Origin of the sequence: Amnibacterium kyonggiense (assembly GCF_004364555.1) — a bacterium.
Classification (GTDB): domain Bacteria; phylum Actinomycetota; class Actinomycetes; order Actinomycetales; family Microbacteriaceae; genus Amnibacterium; species Amnibacterium kyonggiense.
Map to the genome: position 1 here is coordinate 585,938 of NZ_SOAM01000001.1, position 23,673 is coordinate 609,610.

Below are 23,673 nucleotides of genomic sequence, written 5' to 3' on the forward strand. Positions count from 1 at the left end.
TCAGCCCTGCCGGTCGAACAGTCGCGCGCCGGTCGCGGCGGGCACGCGCTGACCCCCGCGGGCGCCGTAGGCGAAGGGGTCGTCCTGCTGGGTACCGACGGTCGCGAGCGTCTCCTGCGTCGCGCGGGTCGCGGCGCGGAGATAGGTGAGGTTGGTGTCGCGCAGGTCCGCGATCTGGGAGGTGAGCGCGGTCAGCGCGGTGAGGTGGGAGAGCAGCACGTCGCGCCACGCCTCGTCCGCGCCCTCGGCGAGCTGGCGGAGCGTCGCGTCCTCCGGCAGGCCCCAGGAGACGGCGACCGACGACGCCTCGACCGTGCGCTCGATCCCGGCGGTGCGGAGGTGGCCGAGCACCTGCTCGACCTCGCGCGTCGCGTGGTGCAGCCACTTCGAGCGGCCGGCGGTGAGGAGCAGCTGCTCCTCCTCGAGCTTGAAGACGAGCATCTCGAGCAGCTCGCGCTCGCGCCACAGGAGGGACGAGAGGTCGTTCACGCTCATCGGTTCCTCCGCTTGTGCTCGTTCGGTGACGGCTCGCATCGATCACCACCATCGGTCGATCGGCCGCGGGTGTAAGCAGTGCGCCTTCGCGGTGGAGCGTAGGTGCGACCCGTGTTCGGGGCGGGGAGGGCCACGCGCCCCCGAACGGGGGACGCGCTGCACGCATCGCCCACGTCCCCCTACTGGGGGCGCGGCGGAGGGGTGCGCGCGGCGCGCGGAGCCCTAGCGTCCCGATCAGAGACGAGCCGCCATGGATGGCCCGGTGCGACAAGGAATCTGATGGGTACACGAACCGAGCGCGACGCGCTGGTCCGCGACAACCTCGCGATCGTCGGCTACCTCGTGAACGAGGTGGCGCGGAAGGCGACGCACGTGTCGCGCGACGAGCTCGCGTCCGCCGGCGCGCTGGGCCTCGTGCTCGCCGCCGAGAGCTTCGACCCGGCGCAGGGCGTGCCGTTCGGTGCGTTCGCCCGGCGCCGGATCCTCGGCGCGATCGCGGACGAGATGCGCTCGGCCGACTGGGCCTCGCGCACGGCGCGCCGCCGCATCCGCGAGTCGCTGACCGTGCAGGAGTCGCTGACGAACGCGCTCGGGCGCGCGCCGAGCGTCGACGAGGTCGCCGAGTCCCTCGGCGTCGACAGGAAGACGGCGATGACGGCGCTGTCCGGCGCGAACCACGCGGTGCAGTCGCTCGACCAGATGGACTCCGTCGCGGACACCCTCGCCGCCGAGGCCGCGAGCCCGGAGGACGTCGTGCTCGAGACGGAGCGCACGCGCTACGTGAAGGCGGCGGTGACGAGCCTGCCGGAGAAGATGCGGTACATCGTCGAGCAGATCTACTTCCACGACCGGTCGGTCGGCGACCTGGCGGCGGAGCTCGGTCTCACGCACTCCGCGGTGTCGCAGCAGCGCTCGGAGGGCATCCGGCTCATGCGGCACGGGCTGGAGACGCAGTACTCGACCGGGCCGGTCCCGCGCATCGAGGACCAGCAGCGTCTCGCCCCGGCGCGCCGCGCGGCCTATCTCGCACGGCTCGCTGAGACTTCCACCGCGCGGATGGCCCAGCCGGCCGCGCCCGCTTTCTTCACCGAACGAACCGCATAACCGCATTCCACGCTCGATCTGCCCCTACTTCGGGGCGAACGGCTAACGGCCTCGCAATTCCGGCCGATAGCCATTCGCGTCGGACCACGGATGGACCGCAGATCAGATCCCGACTCACGGAGGAACTCGAATGGGATTCGCAATCAACACCAACAACGATGCGCTCAACACGTATCGGAACCTGACCAGCGTGCAGAACTCCTTGAGCAAGTCGCTCGAGAAGCTCTCGAGCGGTCTGCGGATCAACCAGGCGGGTGACGACGCGGCCGGCCTGACGATCTCGACGCAGCTCGCGTCGCAGGTCTCCGGTCTGCAGCAGGCCTCCCGCAACGCCCAGGACGGCACCTCGCTCGTCCAGACGGCGGACGGCGCGCTCACGCAGGCGCAGTCGATCCTCGGCCGGCTCCGCGACCTCGCGGTGCAGGCGGGCAACGACTCGAACAGCACGGCCGCCCGCACGGCGATCCAGTCCGAGGCCACGAGCCTCACGGCGGAGCTCTCCCGCATCGGCAGCTCGGTGAACTTCAACGGTCAGAACCTGCTCGACGGCAGCACGCCGACGTTCAAGTTCCAGGTCGGTGCGGACGGGAACTCGCAAAGCCAGATCTCGGTCGACCTGAGCAAGGCGAACCTCGTGTCCGTCGCCGCCGGCCTCAACGCGGGCAACGCGAACGCGAAGGTGTACGACATCGCGACGCTGGGTGCGGCGACCTCGGCGCTGCAGTTCACGGGCTCCGGCACGGGCTACAGCGACAAGGCGACGGTCGACCTGACCGGCACGAACGTCAAGGGCACCGGTGCCGGCGGCGCGAAGACCGCGCAGGACTACGTGACGACGCTGAATGCGGACGCGGACTTCGCGGCCAACTTCACCGCGTCGACGTACGTCGACGGGACCGGCGGGCAGCACGTCGCGGTCGCGGCGAAGAACGCCGCGTCGACCCTGGCAGTCACCGACTCGGCGACGACGCCTGCCACCATCACGGCGAGCACCACGGTGCCCGGCAGCGGTGGCAACCCCGGCATCGGTCAGCTGAGCTTCGCCACGGCTGACGCGGCGCAGGCGTCCATCCAGGCGCTCGACGTGCAGATCGCCGCTGTGTCCAAGGCTCGTGCCGACATCGGCGCCATCGAGAACCGGTTCAACAACGTCGTCTCGACGATCTCCACGTCGGTCACCAACCTGACCGCCGCGAAGAGCCGCATCACCGACGTCGACATGGCGCAGGAGATGGTGAACTACACCCGCGCGAACGTGCTGTCGCAGGCCGGTACCGCGATGCTCGCCCAGGCGAACTCGCTGCCGCAGCTGGCGCTGAAGCTGCTGGGCTGATCCACCTGACGCCGCGGTGGTGCGAGGCCGATCCAGGCCCTCGCACCGCCGCGGCTTCTCCCGTTCCACCGCACCAATCGAGGAGGGATTGACGCATGGCGACCACCGCTGCGCTCTCCACGACCTCGACCACGGGGCTCGGACTCTCCGGGCTCTCGAGCGGCCTCGACACCTCCGGCATCATCACGAAGCTGATGTCGGTGGAGTCCGCGCCGCAGACCGCGCTGAAGACCCAGCTCAGCTCGACGACCACGTACCGCACGGCGCTGCAGTCGCTGAACAGCTCCGTCGCCGCGATCGCGACGAGCGCGAAGTCCGCCGCCGCGGCGAACGCGCTCAGCTCCTTCACCGCCACCTCGGACACGTCCGGCGTGACTGCGACGGCGTCGAGCACCGCCTCCGCCGGGTCCGTCTCCTTCACGGTCGACCGCCTCGCGCAGGCGCAGGTGTCGGTGACCGGCACGATGACCGCCTGGCCGGCTCCCGCGGACGGCACGACCACACCGTCCATCACGCTCCAGGTCGGCAGCGGCACCGCGAAGACGGTCAGCGCCGCCTCGACCAACCTCGACGACGTCGTCGCCGCGATCAACGGCTCCGGCACGGGCATCACCGCGACCAAGGTGGCCGTCGGCAGCAGCAACGGCGTGCCCCAGTACCGCCTGCAGCTGCGCGGCGCGACCGGCGACGGCAACGGTTTCAGCGTCTACCAGGGCGACACCACCTCGGCGCCGGCCCTGGCGACCACGCAGACGCAGGCCGCCCAGAGCGCGCAGATCACCCTGTACAAGGGCGTCGCCGGCGCGGAGCAGCAGGTCTCGTCCACCTCGAACACCTTCGACGACCTGCTCACCGGCGTCGACGTGACGGTCTCCGCCGTGTCCACGAGCACGGCGACCATCAATGTCGCGGCGGATTCGACCGCCGCCACCACCGCGGCGCAGGCGCTGACGTCCAGCCTCATCACGCTCTTCTCGGGGATCTCCGCCGCCAGCGCGATCTCGACGACGACCAGCTCGAGCGGAACGACGTCCGCCACGTCGGGCAGCGTCTTCACCGGCGACAGCATCGTGCGAGCGGTGAACGACTCCCTGCTCTCCGCGGTGTCCGACGCCGTGAACGGCACCTCGCCCTCCTCGATCGGGATCAACCTGACGAAGGACGGCACGATCACCTTCGACTCGTCCAAGTTCGCGGCCGCGATGGCGAGCGACCCCGCCGGCACGACGGCGATGTTCCAGACCATCGCCGGCCGGGTCGCGAGCGCTGCGACCGGCGCCAGCGACTCGTACACGGGCACGCTGACGCAGAAGATCACGTCGCAGCAGTCGACCGAGTCGGATCTGACGAAGCAGATCAGCGACTGGGACACCCGACTCGCGACGATCCAGGCGCAGTACACCTCCCAGTTCAACGCGCTCGAGACGGCGCTGAACAGCCTCAGCTCGCAGGCGAGCTACCTCACCAGCCAGATCAGCGGTCTGACGACCAACTACCAGACGAGCGGTTGACGATGCCCCCCTCGAACTTCGCCGCAGCGCGGAACCTCTACAACCGCGACTCGGTGCTCAGCGCCTCGCCCGCTCGGCTGCTGGTCATGCTCTACGACCGGCTGCTGCTCGACCTCGCCCGCGCGGAGACGGCGCAGCTCGGCGAGGACTGGACGCTCGCGTCCGCGCAGCTGCTGCACGCGCAGGAGATCGTGACGGAGCTCGTCAACTCGCTGCGACCGGACATCTGGGACGGCGGTCCCGGCCTGCTCGGCGTCTACAACTACGTGCTCGCCGGGATGGCGCAGGCGAACATCCACCGCGACGTGGAGAAGACGCGCGAGTGCATCACCCTGCTCGAGCCGCTGCGCCTCGCGTGGCACGAGGCCGCGCTGAAGGTGTCGATGCACGAGGCCGCGATGCGTCGGGACGCCGTTGGCTGAGCAGCTGCCCGAGGCCGCGTCCATGTACACCTCGCCCGCCGAGCCCTGGGACCCGTGGGCCCCGGTGCTCGACGAGCTCGAGCACCGGGTGGAGGCCGCCGAGTCCGGTGACCTCGCCGCGCTCGAGGGCTGGGCGCCGCCGGCCGTGCAGCCGACGCCGATGACGGCCGCCGACCAGGACCGCGCGAACGGCATCCTCGTGCGGCAGCGGGCGCTCATGGCGCGGATGCGCGAGGAGCAGCGGACGGTCGCCGCCTCCATGCGCGGGATGCGCCGACCGCAGTACAGGCCGGCCGTCGCGCCGCCGATCTACGTCGACCGCGTGGGCTGACGACCTCCTGCACAGCGGGGTCTCGAGGCTTGCTTCGCTCGCACCTCGACCAGCGGGTGGGGGCGCGCGGCGGTGCGATGAGGGTGCAGTGCGCGCTCTGCCGGGTGCGTGCTGCGCCGAAGCGCGCCGTCGACCAGGACGGGGGACGACACACCCCCCAACGGGGGGTATGGCGCTTCCACCTCTGGTCGAAGGTTCGGCCCATGATCGACCCATCGAGCACGGATCGCTCGGTGGACCAGGCCACGGATCGGCCGCCCCTCCTTGACGAAGGACGGACTTCTCCGTGTTCGATTCGGTCACCATCAACGCGCTCACGAGCGCGATGGACGGCCTCGCGCTGCGGCAGCGGACGATCGCCCAGAACATCGCGAACGTCAACACGCCGAACTACCACGCGAAGATCGTGTCGTTCGAGAACGCGCTCGCGCAGTCCGTCGCAGGCGGCGGCGACGGCACGGCCTCCGCCACGACGACGACGTCCGAGGCGCCCACCCAGCAGAACGGCAACAACGTCAGCCTCGACTCCGAGACGCTGAACAACATCGAGACGGTGCTGCGGTACCAGTTCGCCACCCGCGCGGTGAACATGGACTTCTCCGCCACCCAGGCCGCGATGAAGACCAGCTGATGGACGCGATCAACATCGCCGCCACGGCGCTCAACACCCACCAGGCGTGGCTCAACGCGATCTCGAACAACATCGCGAACGTCAACACCGCGAAGTCGGCCTCCGGCAACGCCTTCCAGGCCGAGTACCTCGAGGTGCAGGAGCAGGCCGGCAACAACGGCGTCGCCGTCGAGAAGGTCGTCCACGGGGACCCGAAGGGCCGGCTCGTCTACGACCCCACGAACGCGGTCGCCGACAAGGACGGCTACGTCCGCATGCCGGACATCGACCTCGGTGAGCAGATGTCGAGCCTGATCATGGCGCAGCGCGGCTACCAGGCGAACGCCGCGGTCGTCGACCGGGCGAAGACCACCTACGAGGCGGCTCTGCAGATCGGCAGGAGCTGATGACCTCCATCTCCCCGCTGTCCGGGATCGACAGCCTCACCGGGCTCGGCGGCGCGGCCGCCCCCGGCGTCGCGACCACCGCCCCCACCTCCGGCCCGAGCTTCAGCTCGGTGCTCGGCGGTGCCGTCGACAACCTCTCCGGCCTGCAGAACACCGCCGACGCGCTCGCTGTGAAGGCCGTCACGGGCGACCTCACCGACATCCACCAGGCGACCCTCGCTGCGACCCGGGCGCAGGTCACGATGGAGCTCGTCTCCGCGGTGCGCAACAAGGGCGTCGAGGCGTTCAACTCGATCATGAACATGCAGGCCTGAGATGAAGCGGCTGAACGGCGCGGGCACCCGCGCGCTCGAGACGATCAAGCAGTTCACGGTCGCGCAGCGCACCATCGCGATCATCGGCGTCGCCGTGCTCGTGCTCGGGGGCGTCGCGCTCGTGAACTACCTCGGGCAGCCCTCGTACCAGGTCCTGTACTCGAACATCTCCGCGTCGGAGGCGTCCGCCGTCACCGCCCAGCTCGACAAGGACAAGGTCCAGTACCAGCTGCAGGACGGCGGCCAGACGATCCTGGTGCCGAACGCCGCGGTGAACGCCGAGCGCCTCGCGACCGCGACGCTGCTCTCCTCCGGCGCCGGCGGCTACTCGCTGCTCGACAACATGGGCGTGACCGCGAGCGAGTTCCAGCAGAACGTCACCTACAAGCGCGCGATCGAGGGCGAGCTCGCCAACACGATCGAGGCCATCAACGGCGTCTCCTCCGCCTCCGTGCAGCTCGCGATCCCGCAGCAGTCCGTCTTCACGGACCAGAAGGAGGACCCCACCGCCTCCGTCTTCGTGAACGTCTCCTCCCCGCTGACCACCGACCAGGTGAACGCGATCGTGCACCTCGTCGCCGCGGCCTACCCCGGGCTCACCACCGACAACGTGTCGGTCGTCGACCAGCGGGGCGACACGCTCTCCTCGGTCGGCAGCGGCACGGCCGGCAGCGGCTCGGACGCCGCGGCCGACTACGAGCAGGCGACGAAGAACGCCGTGCAGGCGATGCTCGACAAGGTGCTCGGCCCGGGCAACGCGGTCGTCACCGTCGCCGCGGACGTCTCCTCCTCCTCCGGCCGGAAGACGAGCGAGACCTACTCCGGGGCGAACGGGCCCGCGTTCTCCGAGTCGTCGAGCAAGACCACGGGCGGCGCCGGCTCCGGCACGGCGGGCTCCGGGAACGGCGTGAGCGGCGTGCTCGGCACCGACACGACCGACACCTCGACCGGCGGCAACAGCGCGACGGCCGGCGGCTCGGGCTCGGGCTCGGGCGGCGCCTCCTCCACGTCCGTGGTGAAGAACAACGCGGTGAACAAGACGACGACCGACGAGACGATCGTGCCCGGGACGCTGAACCGGCAGACGATCGCCGTCGCGCTGAACGCCAGCACGGTGACCGGGGTGTCGACCGGGTCGATCACGCAGATGGTCACGAACGCGGCCGGCGTGAACCTGTCCCGCGGCGACACCGTCTCCGTCACCAGCGTCCCGTTCTCCACCGCCGCGGCGAAGACGGCCGCGTCGGCGCTCGCCCAGTCGCAGAAGGCCGCCGGCGCGAACCAGATGACCGACATCATCACGACGGCGATCAAGGTCGTCGGCGGCCTCGTGCTCTTCATCCTCGTGACCGGCCTGCTCCGCAAGCTCTTCCGCAAGCCCGAGCCGACCACCGCGGACGCCGGCGTCCTGAACATCGTGCCCGGCGGCGACCCGGCGCTCGGCGGGTACGCCCCGACCCAGCAGCTCGGCGGCTTCGCGGCCCCGGGCCAGCTGCAGACCGGCGGCCCGGGCACCGCCCCGACCGTCGCCCTGAACGCGCCGGCCGACGGCGCGTTCGCCCAGCTGCAGGCCGACGTCGACGCCCTCGCGGGATCCGACCCGAATCAGACCGCCGAGTACCTCCGCGCGCTGATGGGTGATCGGGCCGGCGTATGACGACGGACACGCTCGACGCCCCGGAGCTGACGGGCATGCAGAAGGCCGCGCTGGTGCTCATGAACATGAGCACCGAGCGCGCTTCCGCCGTGCTGCGCACCTTCAGCCTCGAGGAGCAGGAGCAGATCACCGAGGAGATGGCGCGCATGCGCCAGGTCTCCGGCGAGGACGCCGAGCGCGCGATCGAGGCGTTCCGGGAGGTCGCGTCGCAGGCCGCGGAGCCCGAGGAGCGCACCGGCCACGCCGTCGCGACGCAGCTCATCGAGGCGTCCTTCGAGGGGGAGCGCGCGGCGGACCTGCTCGAGCGCATCTCCGCGCCCCAGGCGAGCGCCTCCTTCGCGTTCCTCGAGGAGCTCGCGCCGCCGCGGATCGTGACGCTGCTCGAGGCCGACACCGCCGAGACCGTCGCGTTCGTGCTCGTGCAGCTCGGCCCCGACCTCGCGGCGAAGATCCTCATGCTCCACGAGTCCGACCGCCGCGTGGACATCGCCCAGGCGATCGCCACCATGGGCTCCCCGGCCCCGGAGGCGGGCGGCATCGTCGCGGACGTGCTCCGCCGCCGGGCGCGGGCCGCCGCGGACGAGACCGTGTTCGTCGAGGAGGACGGCGACGAGGACGCCGGTCCCGCGCCGCTGCGCGTGCAGCCGCTCGTCGACATCATGAACCACGCCGCGCCGGCCGACGAGGGCACGCTGCTCGAGGGCCTCCGCGAGCGCGACGGGCACCTCGCCGACGAGGTGCGCGCGAAGCTGCTGTCGTTCGAGGACATCCCGCGCCTGCAGGACCGCGACGTGCAGCAGCTGCTCCGCGGCATCGAGCTGGGCACGATCGCGCTCGCCCTGAAGGGCGCGGCGCCCGAGGCCGCGACCGCGATCACCTCGAACATGTCCGAGCGCAACCGCGAGGCGCTGGCCGAGGAGGCCGCCGAGCTCGGGCGCGTGAAGAAGAGCCAGGTGGAGGAGGCCCGGAACGTGCTGGTCCGCGCGATGCGCGAGCTGGCCGGCACCGCGGGCCTCGAGCTGAAGCCGACGGCACCCGAGCCGGGTGCGGCGGACGAGACCGAGCTCCCGGCCGAGGAGGCCGTGGAGGAGGAGGAAGAGTATGTCGACTAGCGCCTCGTTCGCCCCCATCGCCTTCCCGGAGATGGGCACCCGCCGCGCCGATGGGCCCACGCCCGTCGCCGCGATGCCGCGCGTGACCCCCGGCTACGCGCAGGAGGAGGACATGCGCACGCGCCCCGTCGCGGTGCGCATGACGCCGCTGGCCTACCCGGAGCTCGTGAAGGACGAGACGCCGGAGGTGCGCGAGCGCGCGCGGGTGCAGGGGCACGCCGCGGGCTACGCGGCCGGTCGCAAGGCCGCGACGGAGACCCTCGCCACGGACCGCGCGCAGCTCCGCGCCGAGGCGGACCGCGCGCTCGGCGTGCAGATCGACGGGCTCCGGTCGGCCCTCGAGGCCGTGAACCGCGCCGCGGGCGAGCTCAACGCGCACACGGCGATGTCCCTCGAGGGCACCGAGGAGGCCGTGCTGTCCGCGGCGATCGAGATCGCGGGCATGATCCTCGGCCGCGCCATCTCGGAGGACCGGGAGGGCGCCGCCGTCGCCGGGCTGCGCCGCGCGCTCGAGGCCGCCGGCCCGATCCCGATCCGGATCGTCCGGATGAATCCCGAGGACCTCGAGCTCGTCTCGATGGTCGCCGCGGACGACCCGGGCCTGCAGCTGGTCGCCGACCGCCACGTGTCCCGCGGCGACGCGATGGTCGACCTGCCGGACGGCGTCGTCGACGCGAGCATCGCCTCCGCCGTCGAGCGCGTCCGCCGCGCCCTCGTGGGCGGCGACGAGTGAGGGGGCCCACGGCCGCCGGTACCGGCGCGTCGCGAAGCGACGTCACGGCCGAGCGGATGGGGAGGGTCTCGACCGCCGCCCTGGACCGCCTCCGGCAGGCGGCGCTCCCCGAGCGCACCGGCACCGTCGTGTCCGTCGTCGGGCTCGGCATCGCCGTCCGCGGCATCGAGGCCGCGATGGGCGAGATCGTCCTCGTCGGGGAGCAGCGCCTCCGCGCCGAGGTCGTCGCCGTCTCCGGCGACGCGCTCACGGTCATGCCGGTCGACCGGATCGACTCCCTCCGCGTCGGCGCGCCCGCGCGAGCGACCGGCCGCCGCATGACGGTCCCGACCGGCGCCGGCCTCCTCGGCCGCGTCCTCGACGCCACCGGCCGGCCGATCGACGGCAAGGGCCCGCTGCAGTTCGACGACCGCGTCGTCGTCGACGCGGAGGCGCCGTCCGCGATGGAGCGCGCCCGCATCGACACCCCGGTCGCGATGGGCGTGCGCGTGCTCGACACGCTCACGACGGTCGGCCGCGGCCAGCGCATCGGCCTCTTCGCCGGATCCGGCGTCGGCAAGTCGTCGCTGCTCTCGATGATCGCCCGCGGCACCGACGCGCAGGTGAACGTCATCGCCCTCATCGGCGAGCGCGGTCGCGAGGTCCGGGAGTTCCTCGAGGACGACCTGGGGGAGGAGGGCCTCGCCCGCTCCGTCGTCATCGTCTCCACCGCCGACCAGCCCGCGCTCACCCGCGCCCGCGCCGCCTTCACCGCGACGCGGATCGCGGAGTCGTTCCGCGACCAGGGCGCGCACGCGCTGCTGATGATGGACTCGCTCACCCGCGTCGCGATGGCCCAGCGCGAGATCGGTCTCGCCGCCGGCGAGCCGCCCGCCACCCGCGGCTATCCGCCGAGCGTCTTCGGGCTGCTCGCGCGGCTCCTCGAGCGCGCCGGCACGGGCCCCGTCGGCTCCGTCACGGGCGTGTACACGGTGCTCGTCGACGGCGACGACCACAACGAGCCGATCGCGGACACGGCCCGCTCGATCCTCGACGGCCACGTCGTGCTCGACCGCAAGCTCGCGACCGCCGGCCACTTCCCGTCGATCGACGTGCTCGGCTCGGTCTCCCGCGTCGCGTCGCGCGTGACCTCCCGCGAGCAGCGCGCCGTCGCGACCGCGCTCCGCAGCGCGATGGCGGCGAAGCGGAACGTGCAGGACCTGCTCGACGTCGGCGCCTACGCGGCCGGCTCGAACCCCAAGGTGGACGCCGCCGTCGCGCACCAGCGCGAGATCGACGCCTTCCTGCAGCAGGACATGGACGACGTGACCTCGGCCGACGAGGCCTGGGCGCGGCTCGCGCGGCTCGTGCAGGGGATGGGCATCGACTGATGGCGGTGTTCGGTCTCGCCGGTCTGCTGCGGATCCGGCGCCTCAAGGAGGAACGGGCGGCGCACGAGATGGTGCGCGCCCGCTCCCGGGCGTCGGAGCTCGCGCACGAGCGGCACCAGCTGCTCGACCAGCTGGACGACCACGCGCACGAGGCGCGGGACGTGCGGGGCATCCACGCCCTGTCCGCCGCGCGCGCCTCCACGTCCGGCATGCTCGCCGACCTCGAGGCGCTGTCGCTCACGCAGCGGCGCCTCGTCGCCGAGGCGGAGGACGCGCACCGCGAGGCGCGTCGCGAGGTGCGGGCGGTCGAGAAGCTCGAGGAGAAGCACGGGGAGCAGGAGCGGGAGGCGGAGCTCCGCGGCGAGCAGACGATCCTCGACGAGCTCGCCGCCCGGGCCCGGCTGCGCCTCCAGCAGGGGGCGACCGAATGAGCTACGCGGACGTCGTGCAGCAGATGCAGTCCATCCAGTCGATGCTGGGGCTGCTCCAGTCGAGCCCGAGCGTCGCCGCGACGAAGACGTCGTCGGCGAACGCGACGACGTTCGCGACCGCGCTCGGCAGCGCGACCGCGGCGTCCGACTCGACCGCGCCGCCGTCCGCCGTCTCCTCCGTCGCCGTGCCCGGCGTCTCGACCTCGGCGATCGCCTCGACGGACGGCGCCCTGGTCTCCCCGAACGGCACGACCGGGAACGACGTCGTCGACGCCGCGCTCGACTACCAAGGCACCCCGTACGTGCTGGGCGGCGAGTCGAAGAGCGGCATCGACTGCTCGGGGCTCGTGCAGGCGGCGTTCGCGAAGAACGGCGTCACCGTGCCCCGGCTCGTGCACGAGCAGCAGGTCCTCGGCCAGAAGGTCGACTCCCTGAAGGACGCGAAGCCGGGCGACCTCGTCGTGCTGAACGGCGGCGACCACATCGCCATCTGGATGGGGAACGACACCGTGATCCACGCGCCCTACCCCGGCCGGAACGTCTCCGTGCAGAAGGCGTGGTTCACGGACAAGGACGTCACGACGATCCGCCGGATCGTCCCGGCGACCGACGACGCGACGCCGACGACCGGGATCGACGCGTCCAGCGCTTCCAGCGCGTCCGGGCTCCTCGGCTCGAGCGGGCTCTCCCGTTCCACGGTGCTGGACGCCACGTCGATGCTCACCACCTACGGCGCCGACGTCGGGCTCTACAGCGCCTCCGGCGGCTCGGGCTCCGACGCCTCCGGGGGCACGTCGCTCGGCAGCCTGCTCGCCTCGTTCGGGTTGAGCGGCACCTCGGGCGGCACGACCGCCTCCTCGACCTCCGCGCAGCAGATCATCGCCGCGCGCACCGCACTCCCGGGAGCGACCTCCTGATGCCCGCACTCACCCTCCTCGCGACCTCCGACGCGGCGCCCGCGCCCGGTCCGTCGACGGCGGCCAAGGACAACCCCGCCGCCGCGGGTCTGTTCGGCGACGCCCTCGGCGCGGCGCTCAAGGGCGACGGCCAGGACGCCTCGGCCACGACCACTGCGGCCGACACGACCGGTCCCGCCACGGCGGCACCGTCCCTGCTCGGCTCGGCGGCGGCCCTCGCCGCGATGCTCGGCCGCGGTGCAGCGACCGGCGTCGCCGCGGGGACGGCGCCGGCGCAGGAGGCCGCTGCGGCAGCCGGCGGCGCCGGCACGCCCGCGGCGACGGGTGCGCCCGGGGCTGGTGCCCCCGCACCGACGATCACGACCGTCCCCGCGGCGCTCGCCGCGGGCGACCCCGCGGCCACATCTGCGGGGGCGACCGCCGAGGCCGGGTCCGTGAAGCCGGCGAAGGCGGGCAGGACCGGCACGGCCGAGGACGCCGACAGTGCTGCAGCGGTCGCCGGCGCGGCCGCCGCGGTCGTGTCGCTCGACGCGCAGACCCTCCAGGCGCAGGCCCAAGCGGCGCAGACCGTCCCGGTCGCGCAGGCCGCTGCAGCGGCGCAGTCCGCGCAGTCGGCGCAGTCCGCACCGGCAGCACCCGCGACCCCGTCTGCGCCCGTGTCGACCGCGGCGGTCGCGGCCCCGAGGCCGGCCGGCGGGCACGCCGCATCCCACACCGGTGAGGACCGCGCGACCGCGCAGCCCGTGACGGGCGCCGACGCCGCGACCACGGCGTCCCCCGTCGTCGCCCCGGCGCAGCCCGAGGCATCCACGCCGCTCACCGCGCAGTCCCAGCCGCAGGCGCCGTCCGCCGTGCAGCCCGCACCGGTCGCACCGCTGCAGCCGACCGCGGCATCGGCGCCGGTCGCTGCGGCGCCCGCGCTCGTGGCGACGACGGACCCGACCGTCGCGCAGCAGCTGCAGGGGCCGCTCGTCGCGCTCCGCTCGGCGCCCGACGGCGAGCACGTCATGGTCGTCCGGGTCAGCCCCGAGCACCTCGGCGCCGTCACGGTGCACGCGACCGTGTCGCACGGCGACCTGTCCGTGCAGCTCTTCGCCTCCACGAGCGACGGCCACGACGCGCTCCGCACGATGCTCACCGACCTGCGCCGGGACCTCGGCGCGGGCGGCGCGGGCACCGCCACCACGCTCTCGCTCGGCACGGGTGACGCGCCCCAGCAGGACCCGCGCGGCCAGCAGCCGACCTGGGTCGGCTCGGGCGCCGGCGGCTCCGGCGGCGGCGCGGCCCCCCGCGAGGAGCACGTGCCGTGGACCGCCCCGGCGCGCACGGCCGACGAGCCCCGATCCGACCTCCGCACCCCGACGTCCGGCAGCGCGCTGCTCGACGTGCTCGCCTGAAAGGACCGCAGATGACCGACAGCACCGGCGCGACCGTCCCCGGCGCCTCCCTGCCGCCCGCCACCTCGATCTACTCGAACGGCTCGGCCACGACGCCGAAGGCCAACCAGGAGTACAACAGCCAGCTCTTCCTGAAGCTGCTCGTCACCCAGCTCGCCAACCAGGACCCGAGCTCGCCGATGGACAGCGCGCAGATGGTCTCCCAGACCGCGCAGCTCGCGTCGATGGAGCAGATGACCTCGCTGAACGCGACGACGACGTCGAACTACCAGACGCAGATGCAGGCGACCGCGACCTCGATGCTCGGGAAGACGGTCACCTGGACCGACAAGGACGGCGCGGCGCAGTCCGGCGTCGTCTCCGCCATCGCGTTCTCGAGCACCGGGAAGCCGCAGCTGACCGTCGGCTCCTCCGCCGTCGGCCTGGACGCCGTGACCGGCGTCAAGGTCGCCGCGTAAGCCCCCTCCACCCCCTGAAGCCGCCTCCGCGCGGCAGCCACGACGGCGACTCCTTCGGCCAGGACGGCCACAGCACCGGCGGACCCCACGGGACCCGACCGTTCACCGAACAGGACTCGAATTGCTTCGCTCGCTCTACTCCGGCATCTCCGGCCTCCGCGCCGAGCAGACCATGCTCGACATCACCTCGAACAACATCGCGAACGTCAACACGACCGGTTTCAAGTCGTCGAGCGTGCAGTTCGAGGACGCCCTGTCCCAGATGATCTCCGCGGCCGGTCTCGCGACCACCGCCAAGGCGGGCACGAACCCGAACCAGGTCGGGCTCGGCGTGCGCGTCGCCGGCGTCAGGACGAACCTCACCGAGGGCTCGCAGACGACCACCGGCAACAACCTCGACGCGATGATCTCGGGCGACGGCTACTTCGTCACGCAGACCGGCTCGCAGACGCTGTACACCCGCAACGGGTCGTTCCACTGGGACTCCCAGGGGCGCCTCTCGACCGCCGACGGCTCGCTCGTGCAGGGGTGGAACGCGGTGAACGGCACCGTCTCGACCGGTGGCAAGCCGACCACGCTGACGCTGCCCTCGGGCACGGTCGCGCCGGCGAAGGCGACCTCGCTCGCGAACATGACGGGCAACCTCCCCTCCGACGCCGCGGACGGCACGCAGTTCCAGCGGGACATCACCGTGTTCTCCGCCGACGGGACCGCCCGGCAGCTGACCGTCACCTTCACCGCGCAGACCGCGACGAAGGCGGGCCAGTGGGGCTACTCCGTCGCGGACGGGAAGCTCCCGGACGGCACCACGACGGCACCGGTCACCGGCACTCTGCAGACGGACGGCTCGGGCCAGATCACGGGCTCGAACCTCGCCCCGACGATCGACGGCATCAAGGTCGATCTGTCGAAGATGTCCGGCTACGCCAACCTGACCACGGCCGGCTTCGACAAGCAGGACGGCAACGCCGCGGGCACGCTGCTCGCGGTCTCGATGGGCGGCGACGGCACGCTCTCCGGCACGTTCAGCAACGGCGCCACGGTCGCGATCGCCCGCCTGGCCATCGGCACGTTCACGAACCCGGAGGGCCTCGCCAAGGCCGGCAACTCGTTCATGACCGAGACGCTGAACTCCGGCACCGTCCGGCTCGGCACGGCGGGAGCGGACGGCTACGGCGCGGTCGTGTCCGGCGCGCTCGAGGCCTCGAACGTCGACCTCAGCCAGGAGTTCACGAACCTGATCGTCGCTCAGCGCGGCTTCCAGGCGAACGCCCGCATCATCACGACCTCCGACGAGATCCTGCAGGAGCTCACGCAGCTCAAGCGCTAGTCGCCTGGTCGCCGCCCTCGCCGGTCGAGGTGCGAGCGCTCCGCTCGCACCTCGACCAGCAGGATGGCGGCTCAGACCCGGAGTGGGGCCAGACAGCGCCTGACGAGGCGGCGCAGGATGCCGATGGTCTGCTGTGACGGCGGAGGACTCCACGGATGGAGTCGCGTGCCGGTCCCACGGATGGGGGAGACGATGATCCTGCTGACGCGCCTGAACGGCACCACCTTCGCGGTGAACCCTGATCTGGTCGAACGGATCCAGGAGCAGCCCGACACCACGGTGGTGCTCGTCGACGGCACGACGTTCATCGTGACCGAGACGATCGACGAGGTCATCGACGAGATCGCGGAGTACCGCGCTCGGGTGATCGCGCTCGCGCACTCCATGCACTTCGAGGCGCCCGCCGCCGTCCCCGCGTCCGCGAAGGGACCGCGCCGGTTCGGCGTGGTCGACGGCGCGAAGGCGCCTGTGCGCCCGGTCGGGGGTCGCTGATGGATCCGGCGACCATCGCGGGCATCATCGTCGCGATCGGCGCGCTCGTCGTCATGGCGACGATGGAGGGCGCGCACCTGCAGTCGCTGCTCCTCGCGGCGCCCATGATCCTGGTCTTCGGCGGCACCATCGGTGCGGCGATGGCCTCCACCACGCTCAAGGACACGATCGCGTCCTTGAAGATGATCCCGAAGGCGTTCCTCTACAAGGCGCCGAAGATGGGCAAGGACGTCGAGACCCTCGTCGAGCTCGCCGAGGTCGCCCGCAAGGACGGCCTGCTCGCGCTCGAGGCGAAGGCCGCCGACATCAAGGACCCGTACCTCAAGAAGGCGCTGCAGAACGTCGCCGACGGCATGGACGCGGACGAGCTCCGCATCCTCATGGAGGACGAGGCCGCCTCGCTCGAGAAGGAGGGCCGGTCCGCGGCGAAGTTCTTCGCCGCGATGGGCGGCTACGCGCCCACCATCGGCATCCTCGGCACCGTCGTGTCGCTGACCCACGTGCTCGAGAACCTCGACAAGCCGTCGACGCTCGGCGAGTCGATCGCCTCCGCGTTCGTCGCGACCCTCTGGGGCGTGCTCTCCGCCAACATCATCTGGCTGCCGATCGGCTCCCGGATCGGGAAGATGACCGACCTGCTCTCCGAGCGCCTCACCATGGTCACCGAGGGCGTGCTCGCGGTGCAGTCGGGGGCGCAGCCGCGCACGCTGTCCGAGAAGCTCTACGCCATGCTGCCGGCGTCCGAGCAGCCGAAGGCCGCGGCGAAGGGCGGCGCCGCCAAGGGTGCGAAGGCACCGAAGGCGGCAGAGGCGGCGGCGTAGCGTGTCCGGCCGCAGGCGGAAGGGCCACGCGGAGGAGCACCACGTCGACGAGCGGTGGCTCGTGTCCTACGCGGACATGATCACCGTGCTCATGGCGCTGTTCATCGTGCTGTACGCCCTGTCGACGGTGAACCAGAAGAAGTTCGACGAGCTGAAGAACTCGCTCGCGTCCGGCTTCGGCACGAAGAAGTCGACGAAGGTCGACCAGAACTCCGGGATCGTCCGTCCGGAGGACGTCGCCAAGCACGGATCCGGCTTCTCGAACAGCACCATCGCCGTGATGATGGCGGCGAAGGAGATCACCGACGAGCTGAAGAGCGCCGGCCTCGCGAACAAGGTGACCGTGGACGCGGGATCGAACTCGATCACGCTCTCGCTCGTCGGCGCGAGCACCTACTTCGGCGGGAACGACGCGAACCTGCAGCCGCAGGCCCTGACGGTCCTGAAGAAGCTGTCGCCGACGCTGGAGCGGCACGCGGGCGTCGTCACGGTCGAGGGCCACGCCGACCCGCGCGGTTCGGCGGGCGAGTGGGGGACGGACTGGCTGCTCGCCGCCGCGCGGGCCAACAGCGTCGGGCAGTACCTGATCGACGACAAGGCGATCGACCCGGCGAACATCTCGTTCACCTCGTTCGGCTCCCAGAACGCGAAGAAGGGCACGAGTCAGGCCGCGATCGAGCACAACCGTCGGGTCGACATCGTCCTCCACTCGGTGCAGGTGCCGGCCGCCGCGAGCGACGCGACGGCCGGATCGAAGGAGGCCGCTTCGACGGAGTCCGCCTCGACGGAGGGCGCGTCGAAGGAGGCGTCGGCGGAGGAGCCGGCGAAGACGGCGGAGCACGCCGAGGAGAGCGCCTCCTCGCATCACTGATCCCACGGGAGGGCCGGTCCGCTACGGTGGAGCGGGCCTCCCGGATCCTCGACCTGGGGATGAAGGTTCGTCGGAGTGGCGCACCCCCGTTCGGGTGGCGCGCTGCGAAGATCCGTCGCGTGACCGCCCGGACGACGCCTGCTCGCGCGCTCGTCCACGCGCCGGGCGAGGCGCTCGACGTGCAGCCGTACGACTTCGAGAGCCCCGAGCTCATCACGGGCGAGGACCGCGACCGGCTCGACGCCGCCCTCGAGGGCTGGGGGCGCCAGCTCGGCATGCAGATCACGGCGAAGACGCGCGCCGTCGTCGACGTCGCGACCACGCCGTCGCGCGTGCAGACCTTCGGGGCGGTCATCGCCTCCGCGGAGGGCCCGACGCTCTGGGCGACCGCGCGGTTCGGGTCGGGTCGGGCGCTGTACCGGATCCCGCTCGCCGAGGCCAGCTACTGGGCCGCCCGCATGCTCGGCGCCGCCGGCGACCGCGCCGGCCAGGCGACCGGCATCACCGGCGTCGAGCGCGGGCTCGCCCGCGCCGCGGCCGCCGAGCACCTCGCGGAGCTCCAGCCCGCGACGAGCGGGCTGCTCCCGCTGCCCTCGCTCGAGGCGTTCGGCGCGGAGCCGCCCGCCTCCGTCGACCGCGACGCACAGGCCGTCGTCGTCGTGATCGGCACGCTCCGGAAGGGCGAGCGGCGCCAGCTGGCGCTCGCGCTCGACGTCGACGTCGTGCTGGAGCGGCTCGGCGCGGTCGCCCCGAAGCAGGACGCGGCGGAGGTGACGCACCGCATCGGCGGCCACCTCGCGATGGCGCCGGTCGAGGTGGCGCTCCGCTTCGCCCCGACGCGCGTCGGCCCCGACACCGTGCTCGACCTCGCTCCCGGCGACCTCATCCCCCTCGCGCATCCCGCGGACCGCCCCCTCGTCATCACCCTCGACGGGCAGCCGGTGCTGAGCGCCGCGGCCGGCGGCAACGGCGACCGGCTCGCCTGCGTCGTCGTCGACTCGAACGGAGCCCTCCGATGACCATGTCCCTCGACGACGCCACGCGCACCTCGACGGGGGAGGACGAGTTCGCGATCGTGCAGGCCCTCGTCGCCGCGCTCCCCGGCCCCGCCCTGATGGCGCAGCCGCACGGCGCGGACCTCGTGCCCATGCAGGCGCTCGAGACGGGCGTCTCCACGACCTACGTCGGGCCGCGCTCCGCGGACCTCGCGCTCATCCTGCTCGACCGCACCGAACTCATCGCGGCGGGCGGCGGGGACGCCCGCGTGCGCCTCGGCGACGTCCTGCGGCCCGCCCTCGAGACGGCGTCCGACCTCATCGGCGGCGGCCAGCTGGGCGAGGTCGGCGACGGCGTGCCCGCGAGCCTGTTCCAGTCCGCCGACGCGGTCGTCTTCGACCTGATCGGCGAGGAGGGCGTCGCCGGCTGGTTCGCCGTCGCCCTGCGCACGCCCGCCCCGCCGCGCGCCTTCCGCGACGTGTCCTCCCGCCTCGGCCGGATCAGCACGGTGCAGATGACGCTCGCCGTCGAGATCGGCCGCGCGACCGTGTCGGTGCAGGAGCTCCTCGACGCGCAGCCCGGCACGGTCATCGAGCTGGACCGCGCCGTCGGCAGCGAGGCCGACGTGTTCCTGAACGGGCGCATGATCGCCCACGGGGAGATCGTCGTCGTCGACCGCCGCTTCGCGGTCCGCGTCACCGAGGTCCTCGAGCCCGTGGACGAGATCTGAGGGCCGGTGGACACCGTCTTCCTCGCGCTGCGAGTCGTCGTCGCCCTCGGGGCGGTCTTCGGCGCGCTCCTCTTCGCGCACCGCTGGATCACCAAGGGGCGTCCGGGCTCGAAGCCGCGCAACCGGCAGATCGAGGTCGTCGCGCGGCAGGGGCTCGGCGCGAAGGCGGGCATCGCCGTGGTCGACGCGGGCGGCCGCCGGTACCTGCTCGGCGTCACCGAGCACGCGGTGACCGTGCTCGACACGCTCGGCCCCGCCGAGGCGCCGACCGGTGAGCCCGAGCTGGTGACCGCGCAGCCGATCTCCGTCGCGCGCTTCGAGCAGGAGCTGCGGACGGTCACGATCGCGACCGCGGACGTGCCGATCGTCGTGCACGGCGTGGCGGACCCGACCGATCCCCACGGGCCGATGACGCAGACGGTGGCGATCATGCCCGCCGCCGGCCGCGTCCCCGGTCCGGCGACGGAGGCCATCCGGCTCCCCGGCCTCGTGTCGTACACGGCGGCGAACCCCGTCGTCCCGGCGGCGCGGCCGGAGGTCGACCCCGCGGTCTACACGAGCCGCCGCGCGCTGCGGCAGGCCGAGCAGCAGGCCGCAGCCGAGGTCCGGTCCGCCGTGCAGCGCCCCGCGGCGCAGGGCCCCCTCGCCGGCTCGGTGCTGTCCCCGACGACGTGGCGGCAGACCTTCGACGCCCTGAAGAAGCTGCGGTGACCGCCGTCGCCGCACCGGGTCGCGCCTCGCGCGTCGCCCGGTTCCTCACGGACCACTGGCCCCGCCTCGTCCTCGTCGCGTTCGCGGTGCTCGCCCTCGTGTGGCTCGTCGTCGCGGTGCCCGGCATCGCCCACGCGGACCCGATGGCGCCCGCGCCGAAGCCGAGCCCGTCGCCCTCCGGCGACGTGAACATCAGCATCGGCGCGCCCTCGACGTCGATCACGACGCTCATCGCGATCACCCTGCTGTCGGTCGCACCGGCACTGATGCTCATGATGACGTCGTTCACGAAGATCTTCGTCGTCCTCGCGATGACGCGGAACGCGCTCGGCCTGAACACGATCCCGCCGAATCAGGTGCTCGCCGGGCTCGCGGTCTTCCTCTCGCTCTTCATCATGTGGCCGGTGCTGAACACCGTGAACACGCAGGCGCTCACGCCGTTCCTCGACGGGAAGATCCAGTTCGACGCCGCGCTCGGCAACGCGGCCGTGCCGCTGCAGCACTTCATGCTCCAGCACACCCGCGAGAGCGACATCGCGCTCATGACGCGGGCGGCGAACCTGCCCAACCCGGCGTCCGCGGCGTCCACGCCGTTCTTCACGGTCGTCCCCGCGTTCATGCTCTCCGAGCTCCGCAGCGCGTTCATCATCGGGCTCGTCATCTTCGTGCCGTTCCTCGTCATCGACCTCGTCGTCTCCTCCGGGCTGATGGCGATGGGCATGATGATGCTGCCGCCGACGATGATCGCGCTGCCGTTCAAGATCCTGCTCTTCGTGCTGGTGGACGGCTGGAGCCTGATCATCACCTCGCTCGTGCAGAGCTACAACACCTAGGGGCTCTCGCACATGACGCAGAACCAGGTCGTCGACCTCGCCATCCGCGCCCTCATGCTCGCCGCGGAGCTGGCCGCGCCGCTGCTCATCACCGCGCTCGTCGTCGGCTTCGCGATCAGCGTGTTCCAGTCGATCACGCAGATCCAGGAGGCGACGCTCTCGTTCGTCCCGAAGGCCATCGCCGTCGCGATCGCCCTCGTCGTCTGCGGGCACTGGATGATCTCGGAGGCGGTCACTTTCACGCAGCAGCTGTTCGCGATGATCCCGAGCTACCTCCGGCAGTCGTGACGATCTTCGGGTCCGTCGCGCTCAACGAGACCTTCGTCGAGGCGGCGATGCTGGCGGCGATGCGGATCACCGCGTTCCTCGTCATCGCGCCGCCGTTCTCGTTCTCCGGCATCCCGCTGCGGATCAAGGGGATGCTCGCGATCGCCCTCTCGATCCTCGTCGCGCCGACCGCCGCGCAGGGCCTGCCCGCCGCGATGGACGGCGGCGCGTTCGTCGTGTCGCTGATCAGCCAGCTGGTCATCGGCGCGCTGCTCGGGTTCATGGTCTTCGTCGTCTTCTCCGCCATCCAGTCCGCGGGCAGCCTGATCGACCTGTTCGCGGGCTTCCAGATGAGCCAGGCGTTCGACCCGCTGATGAAGGTCAACGGGGCGCAGATGACGCGCCTCATGCAGATGGTGGCGCTCGGGCTGCTGTTCGTCTCCGGCGGCGCGGAGCTCGTGCTCGGCGGCCTCTTCCGCACGTTCCACGCCCTGCCGGTCACCGGCTTCCTCTCGCAGGACGCGGGGGAGCGGCTCCTGCCGGGCGTCGCGCAGATGTTCGTCGCGGCCGTGCAGATCGCCGGGCCGATCGTCGTGGTGCTCTTCCTCGCGGACGTCGGCCTCGGCGTCCTGACCCGCGTCGCGCCGGCTTTGAACGCGTTCTCCCTCGGGTTCGTCCTGAAGATCCTCATCACGCTGCTCGCCGGCGGCACGATCTTCATCGCCCTCCCGCGCATCGTGGAGGCGCTGCTCGAGGACGCCCTCCGCGCGATGGCCTCCGTCTCGTGAGCACGACAGCAGGAATCCTCGAGCGCTGCAGCAGGAAGCAGGCGCTGCAGCAGGAATCCGCGGCCCTCTTCTTCCTGCTGAAGCGCCTCGTTCCTGCTGTCGTGCTCCCGAGGACGGGGGTGACCCGTGCCTGACCAGCCGTCCGGGGAACGCACCGAGAAGGCCACGCCGAAGCGCCTCGAGGAGGCGCGGCGCGAAGGCCGCATCCAGCGCTCCCGCGACATGCCGAGCTGGCTGTCCATGGGCGCGGCGGCGCTGACGCTGCCGCTCGTCATCGGCAACGGCGCCGCCGCCTCCCGCGACCTCGTGCTCGGGGTGAAGGAGATCATCGCCGACCCCACGGCGTCCCGCGCCCAGTCGACGTTCCTCGGGGCGTTCGGGGTGCTGCCGGGCGTCCTCGCGCCGGTGATGGCCGCGGCCGTCGTCGGCGCGATCGCCGGCTCGCTCGCCTCCGGCGGGTTCTCGATGAAGCGGTTCAAGCCCCATTTCGACCAGTTCGACGTCGTGAAGGGTGCCGGCCGCCTCGTCGGCAAGCAGGCGCTGTGGGAGGGAGCGAAGGCGCTCCTCAAGACCGGCGTCGTCGGCGTCGCCGTCTGGACCGCGATCCAGGGCGCGATCCCCCTGCTGTCCGCGTCCGGCGCGATGCCGGTGTCCGCGGTCGTGTCCACGGCGTCCGGCATCGCCGTCGCGATCCTCCAGGCCGCGATCGTGGCGGGCGTCGTGCTCGGCGCGATCGACGTGCTCGTCGTCAGCCGGCGGAACCGGCAGCACACGATGATGACGAAGCAGGAGATCAAGGACGAGTCGAAGTCCACCGAGGGCGACCCGCACATCCGGCAGCAGCGGCGCAGCCGGGCAATCCAGATCTCCCGCAACCGCATGATGGCCGCGATCGCCGGCGCGGACGTCGTGATGCTGAACCCGACGCACGTCGCCGTGGCACTGAAGTACGAGCCGGGGAAGTCGGCGCCGCGGGTCGTCGCGAAGGGCGCGGGGGAGGTCGCGGCCCGGATCCGCGAGCGCGCCGCCGAGCACCGCGTGCCGATGGTGCAGGACATCCCGCTCGCCCGCGCGCTCTACGCCGCGTGCCAGGTCGACCAGGAGATCCCGGAGGAGCTCTACGGCGCCGTCGCCCGCGTGCTCGCGTTCGTCATGTCGCTGAAGCGCCGCGGCGCCGCGCTCGGCGTCCACCGCCTCGCCTCCTGAGGCCGCCCTCCGTCGCTCACCGTCGT

Annotated in this window: 29 protein-coding genes; 28 read left to right on the forward strand and 1 reads right to left on the reverse strand. The window is 72.1% G+C overall.

The genetic code is table 11. The annotated features are described in order from the left end of the window. The gene (locus CLV52_RS03035) at window positions 1–495 is read right to left on the reverse strand and encodes a flagellar protein FlgN (protein WP_133764726.1); all 495 of its coding nucleotides are present in this window, start codon (window positions 493–495) and stop codon (window positions 1–3) included. 279 nt (window positions 496–774) lie between these two features. Between CLV52_RS03035 and CLV52_RS03040 the strand changes: the two genes are divergently transcribed. From CLV52_RS03040 to CLV52_RS03170, 28 genes are all read left to right on the forward strand, one after another. Further along, window positions 775–1,599: a sigma-70 family RNA polymerase sigma factor gene (locus tag CLV52_RS03040; RefSeq protein WP_133764728.1), complete on the forward strand. Its 825-nt coding sequence runs from the start codon at window positions 775–777 to the stop codon at window positions 1,597–1,599. Between the two features lie 130 nt (window positions 1,600–1,729). Continuing rightward, window positions 1,730–2,932, forward strand: a complete 1,203-nt coding sequence (locus CLV52_RS03045) for a flagellin N-terminal helical domain-containing protein (protein WP_133764730.1) — start codon at window positions 1,730–1,732, stop codon at window positions 2,930–2,932. A gap of 95 nt (window positions 2,933–3,027) precedes the next feature. Next, window positions 3,028–4,443, forward strand: a complete 1,416-nt coding sequence (fliD, locus tag CLV52_RS03050) for a flagellar filament capping protein FliD (protein WP_133764732.1) — start codon at window positions 3,028–3,030, stop codon at window positions 4,441–4,443. Window positions 4,444–4,445: 2 nt separating this feature from the next. After that, window positions 4,446–4,865 carry a flagellar export chaperone FliS gene (gene fliS, locus CLV52_RS03055; RefSeq protein WP_133764734.1) on the forward strand — a complete coding sequence of 140 codons (420 nt, stop codon included), beginning with the start codon at window positions 4,446–4,448 and terminating at the stop codon, window positions 4,863–4,865. Then, on the forward strand, window positions 4,858–5,196 hold the full coding sequence (locus tag CLV52_RS03060; RefSeq protein ID WP_133764736.1) for a hypothetical protein: 339 nt from the start codon (window positions 4,858–4,860) through the stop codon (window positions 5,194–5,196). Before fliS ends, CLV52_RS03060 begins: the two co-directional genes overlap by 8 nt. A 286-nt stretch (window positions 5,197–5,482) precedes the next feature. Then, window positions 5,483–5,827, forward strand: a complete 345-nt coding sequence (locus CLV52_RS03065) for a flagellar basal body rod protein FlgB (protein WP_133764738.1) — start codon at window positions 5,483–5,485, stop codon at window positions 5,825–5,827. After that, complete coding sequence (locus CLV52_RS03070) at window positions 5,827–6,213, forward strand: flagellar basal body rod protein FlgC (RefSeq protein ID WP_133764740.1); 387 nt, start codon at window positions 5,827–5,829, stop codon at window positions 6,211–6,213. Before CLV52_RS03065 ends, CLV52_RS03070 begins: the two co-directional genes overlap by 1 nt. Further along, a complete protein-coding gene (gene fliE, locus CLV52_RS03075; RefSeq protein WP_133764743.1) occupies window positions 6,213–6,527 on the forward strand; it encodes a flagellar hook-basal body complex protein FliE in 315 nt (104 codons plus the stop codon). The genes CLV52_RS03070 and fliE overlap by 1 nt, the downstream gene beginning before the upstream one ends. 1 nt (window position 6,528) lies before the next feature. Continuing rightward, window positions 6,529–8,184, forward strand: a complete 1,656-nt coding sequence (gene fliF, locus CLV52_RS03080; RefSeq protein WP_133764744.1) for a flagellar basal-body MS-ring/collar protein FliF — start codon at window positions 6,529–6,531, stop codon at window positions 8,182–8,184. Continuing rightward, a complete protein-coding gene (locus tag CLV52_RS03085; RefSeq protein ID WP_133764746.1) occupies window positions 8,181–9,296 on the forward strand; it encodes a flagellar motor switch protein FliG in 1,116 nt (371 codons plus the stop codon). The genes fliF and CLV52_RS03085 overlap by 4 nt, the downstream gene beginning before the upstream one ends. Next, window positions 9,286–10,029 (forward strand): FliH/SctL family protein, encoded by a 744-nt coding sequence (locus tag CLV52_RS03090; RefSeq protein WP_133764748.1) that lies wholly within the window; start codon window positions 9,286–9,288, stop codon window positions 10,027–10,029. The genes CLV52_RS03085 and CLV52_RS03090 overlap by 11 nt, the downstream gene beginning before the upstream one ends. A 56-nt stretch (window positions 10,030–10,085) precedes the next feature. Next, on the forward strand, window positions 10,086–11,399 hold the full coding sequence (locus CLV52_RS03095; protein WP_133764750.1) for a FliI/YscN family ATPase: 1,314 nt from the start codon (window positions 10,086–10,088) through the stop codon (window positions 11,397–11,399). After that, window positions 11,399–11,830 (forward strand): flagellar FliJ family protein, encoded by a 432-nt coding sequence (locus CLV52_RS03100; RefSeq protein WP_133764752.1) that lies wholly within the window; start codon window positions 11,399–11,401, stop codon window positions 11,828–11,830. Before CLV52_RS03095 ends, CLV52_RS03100 begins: the two co-directional genes overlap by 1 nt. Continuing rightward, on the forward strand, window positions 11,827–12,747 hold the full coding sequence (locus tag CLV52_RS03105) for a C40 family peptidase (protein ID WP_133764754.1): 921 nt from the start codon (window positions 11,827–11,829) through the stop codon (window positions 12,745–12,747). Before CLV52_RS03100 ends, CLV52_RS03105 begins: the two co-directional genes overlap by 4 nt. Further along, a complete protein-coding gene (locus CLV52_RS03110) occupies window positions 12,747–14,144 on the forward strand; it encodes a flagellar hook-length control protein FliK (protein WP_133764756.1) in 1,398 nt (465 codons plus the stop codon). Before CLV52_RS03105 ends, CLV52_RS03110 begins: the two co-directional genes overlap by 1 nt. 11 nt (window positions 14,145–14,155) lie before the next feature. Further along, window positions 14,156–14,602: a flagellar hook capping FlgD N-terminal domain-containing protein gene (locus CLV52_RS03115; protein ID WP_133764758.1), complete on the forward strand. Its 447-nt coding sequence runs from the start codon at window positions 14,156–14,158 to the stop codon at window positions 14,600–14,602. A gap of 121 nt (window positions 14,603–14,723) precedes the next feature. Further along, window positions 14,724–15,932, forward strand: a complete 1,209-nt coding sequence (locus tag CLV52_RS03120) for a flagellar hook protein FlgE (protein WP_133764760.1) — start codon at window positions 14,724–14,726, stop codon at window positions 15,930–15,932. A gap of 165 nt (window positions 15,933–16,097) precedes the next feature. After that, window positions 16,098–16,424, forward strand: a complete 327-nt coding sequence (locus CLV52_RS03125) for a flagellar FlbD family protein (RefSeq protein WP_246017936.1) — start codon at window positions 16,098–16,100, stop codon at window positions 16,422–16,424. Continuing rightward, window positions 16,424–17,245 carry a motility protein A gene (locus CLV52_RS03130; protein ID WP_133764762.1) on the forward strand — a complete coding sequence of 274 codons (822 nt, stop codon included), beginning with the start codon at window positions 16,424–16,426 and terminating at the stop codon, window positions 17,243–17,245. Before CLV52_RS03125 ends, CLV52_RS03130 begins: the two co-directional genes overlap by 1 nt. 1 nt (window position 17,246) lies before the next feature. Continuing rightward, window positions 17,247–18,116, forward strand: a complete 870-nt coding sequence (locus CLV52_RS03135; RefSeq protein WP_162850692.1) for an OmpA/MotB family protein — start codon at window positions 17,247–17,249, stop codon at window positions 18,114–18,116. A gap of 119 nt (window positions 18,117–18,235) precedes the next feature. Further along, the gene (locus tag CLV52_RS03140) at window positions 18,236–19,135 is read left to right on the forward strand and encodes a FliM/FliN family flagellar motor switch protein (protein WP_133764766.1); all 900 of its coding nucleotides are present in this window, start codon (window positions 18,236–18,238) and stop codon (window positions 19,133–19,135) included. Further along, complete coding sequence (locus tag CLV52_RS03145) at window positions 19,132–19,842, forward strand: FliM/FliN family flagellar motor switch protein (protein WP_133764768.1); 711 nt, start codon at window positions 19,132–19,134, stop codon at window positions 19,840–19,842. Before CLV52_RS03140 ends, CLV52_RS03145 begins: the two co-directional genes overlap by 4 nt. 6 nt (window positions 19,843–19,848) lie before the next feature. Beyond that, a complete protein-coding gene (locus CLV52_RS03150; RefSeq protein ID WP_133764770.1) occupies window positions 19,849–20,553 on the forward strand; it encodes a FliO/MopB family protein in 705 nt (234 codons plus the stop codon). Beyond that, window positions 20,550–21,386 (forward strand): flagellar type III secretion system pore protein FliP, encoded by an 837-nt coding sequence (fliP, locus tag CLV52_RS03155; protein WP_425455655.1) that lies wholly within the window; start codon window positions 20,550–20,552, stop codon window positions 21,384–21,386. Before CLV52_RS03150 ends, fliP begins: the two co-directional genes overlap by 4 nt. A gap of 12 nt (window positions 21,387–21,398) precedes the next feature. Further along, window positions 21,399–21,674, forward strand: coding sequence for a flagellar biosynthesis protein FliQ (gene fliQ, locus CLV52_RS03160; RefSeq protein ID WP_133764772.1), 276 nt, complete (start codon window positions 21,399–21,401; stop codon window positions 21,672–21,674). Beyond that, window positions 21,671–22,441 (forward strand): flagellar biosynthetic protein FliR, encoded by a 771-nt coding sequence (locus CLV52_RS03165; RefSeq protein ID WP_342773132.1) that lies wholly within the window; start codon window positions 21,671–21,673, stop codon window positions 22,439–22,441. The genes fliQ and CLV52_RS03165 overlap by 4 nt, the downstream gene beginning before the upstream one ends. Continuing rightward, window positions 22,438–22,575: a hypothetical protein gene (locus tag CLV52_RS18280; RefSeq protein WP_162850693.1), complete on the forward strand. Its 138-nt coding sequence runs from the start codon at window positions 22,438–22,440 to the stop codon at window positions 22,573–22,575. The genes CLV52_RS03165 and CLV52_RS18280 overlap by 4 nt, the downstream gene beginning before the upstream one ends. Beyond that, on the forward strand, window positions 22,568–23,647 hold the full coding sequence (locus CLV52_RS03170) for an EscU/YscU/HrcU family type III secretion system export apparatus switch protein (protein ID WP_133764775.1): 1,080 nt from the start codon (window positions 22,568–22,570) through the stop codon (window positions 23,645–23,647). The genes CLV52_RS18280 and CLV52_RS03170 overlap by 8 nt, the downstream gene beginning before the upstream one ends. The last annotated feature ends 26 nt before the right edge of the window (window positions 23,648–23,673 follow it).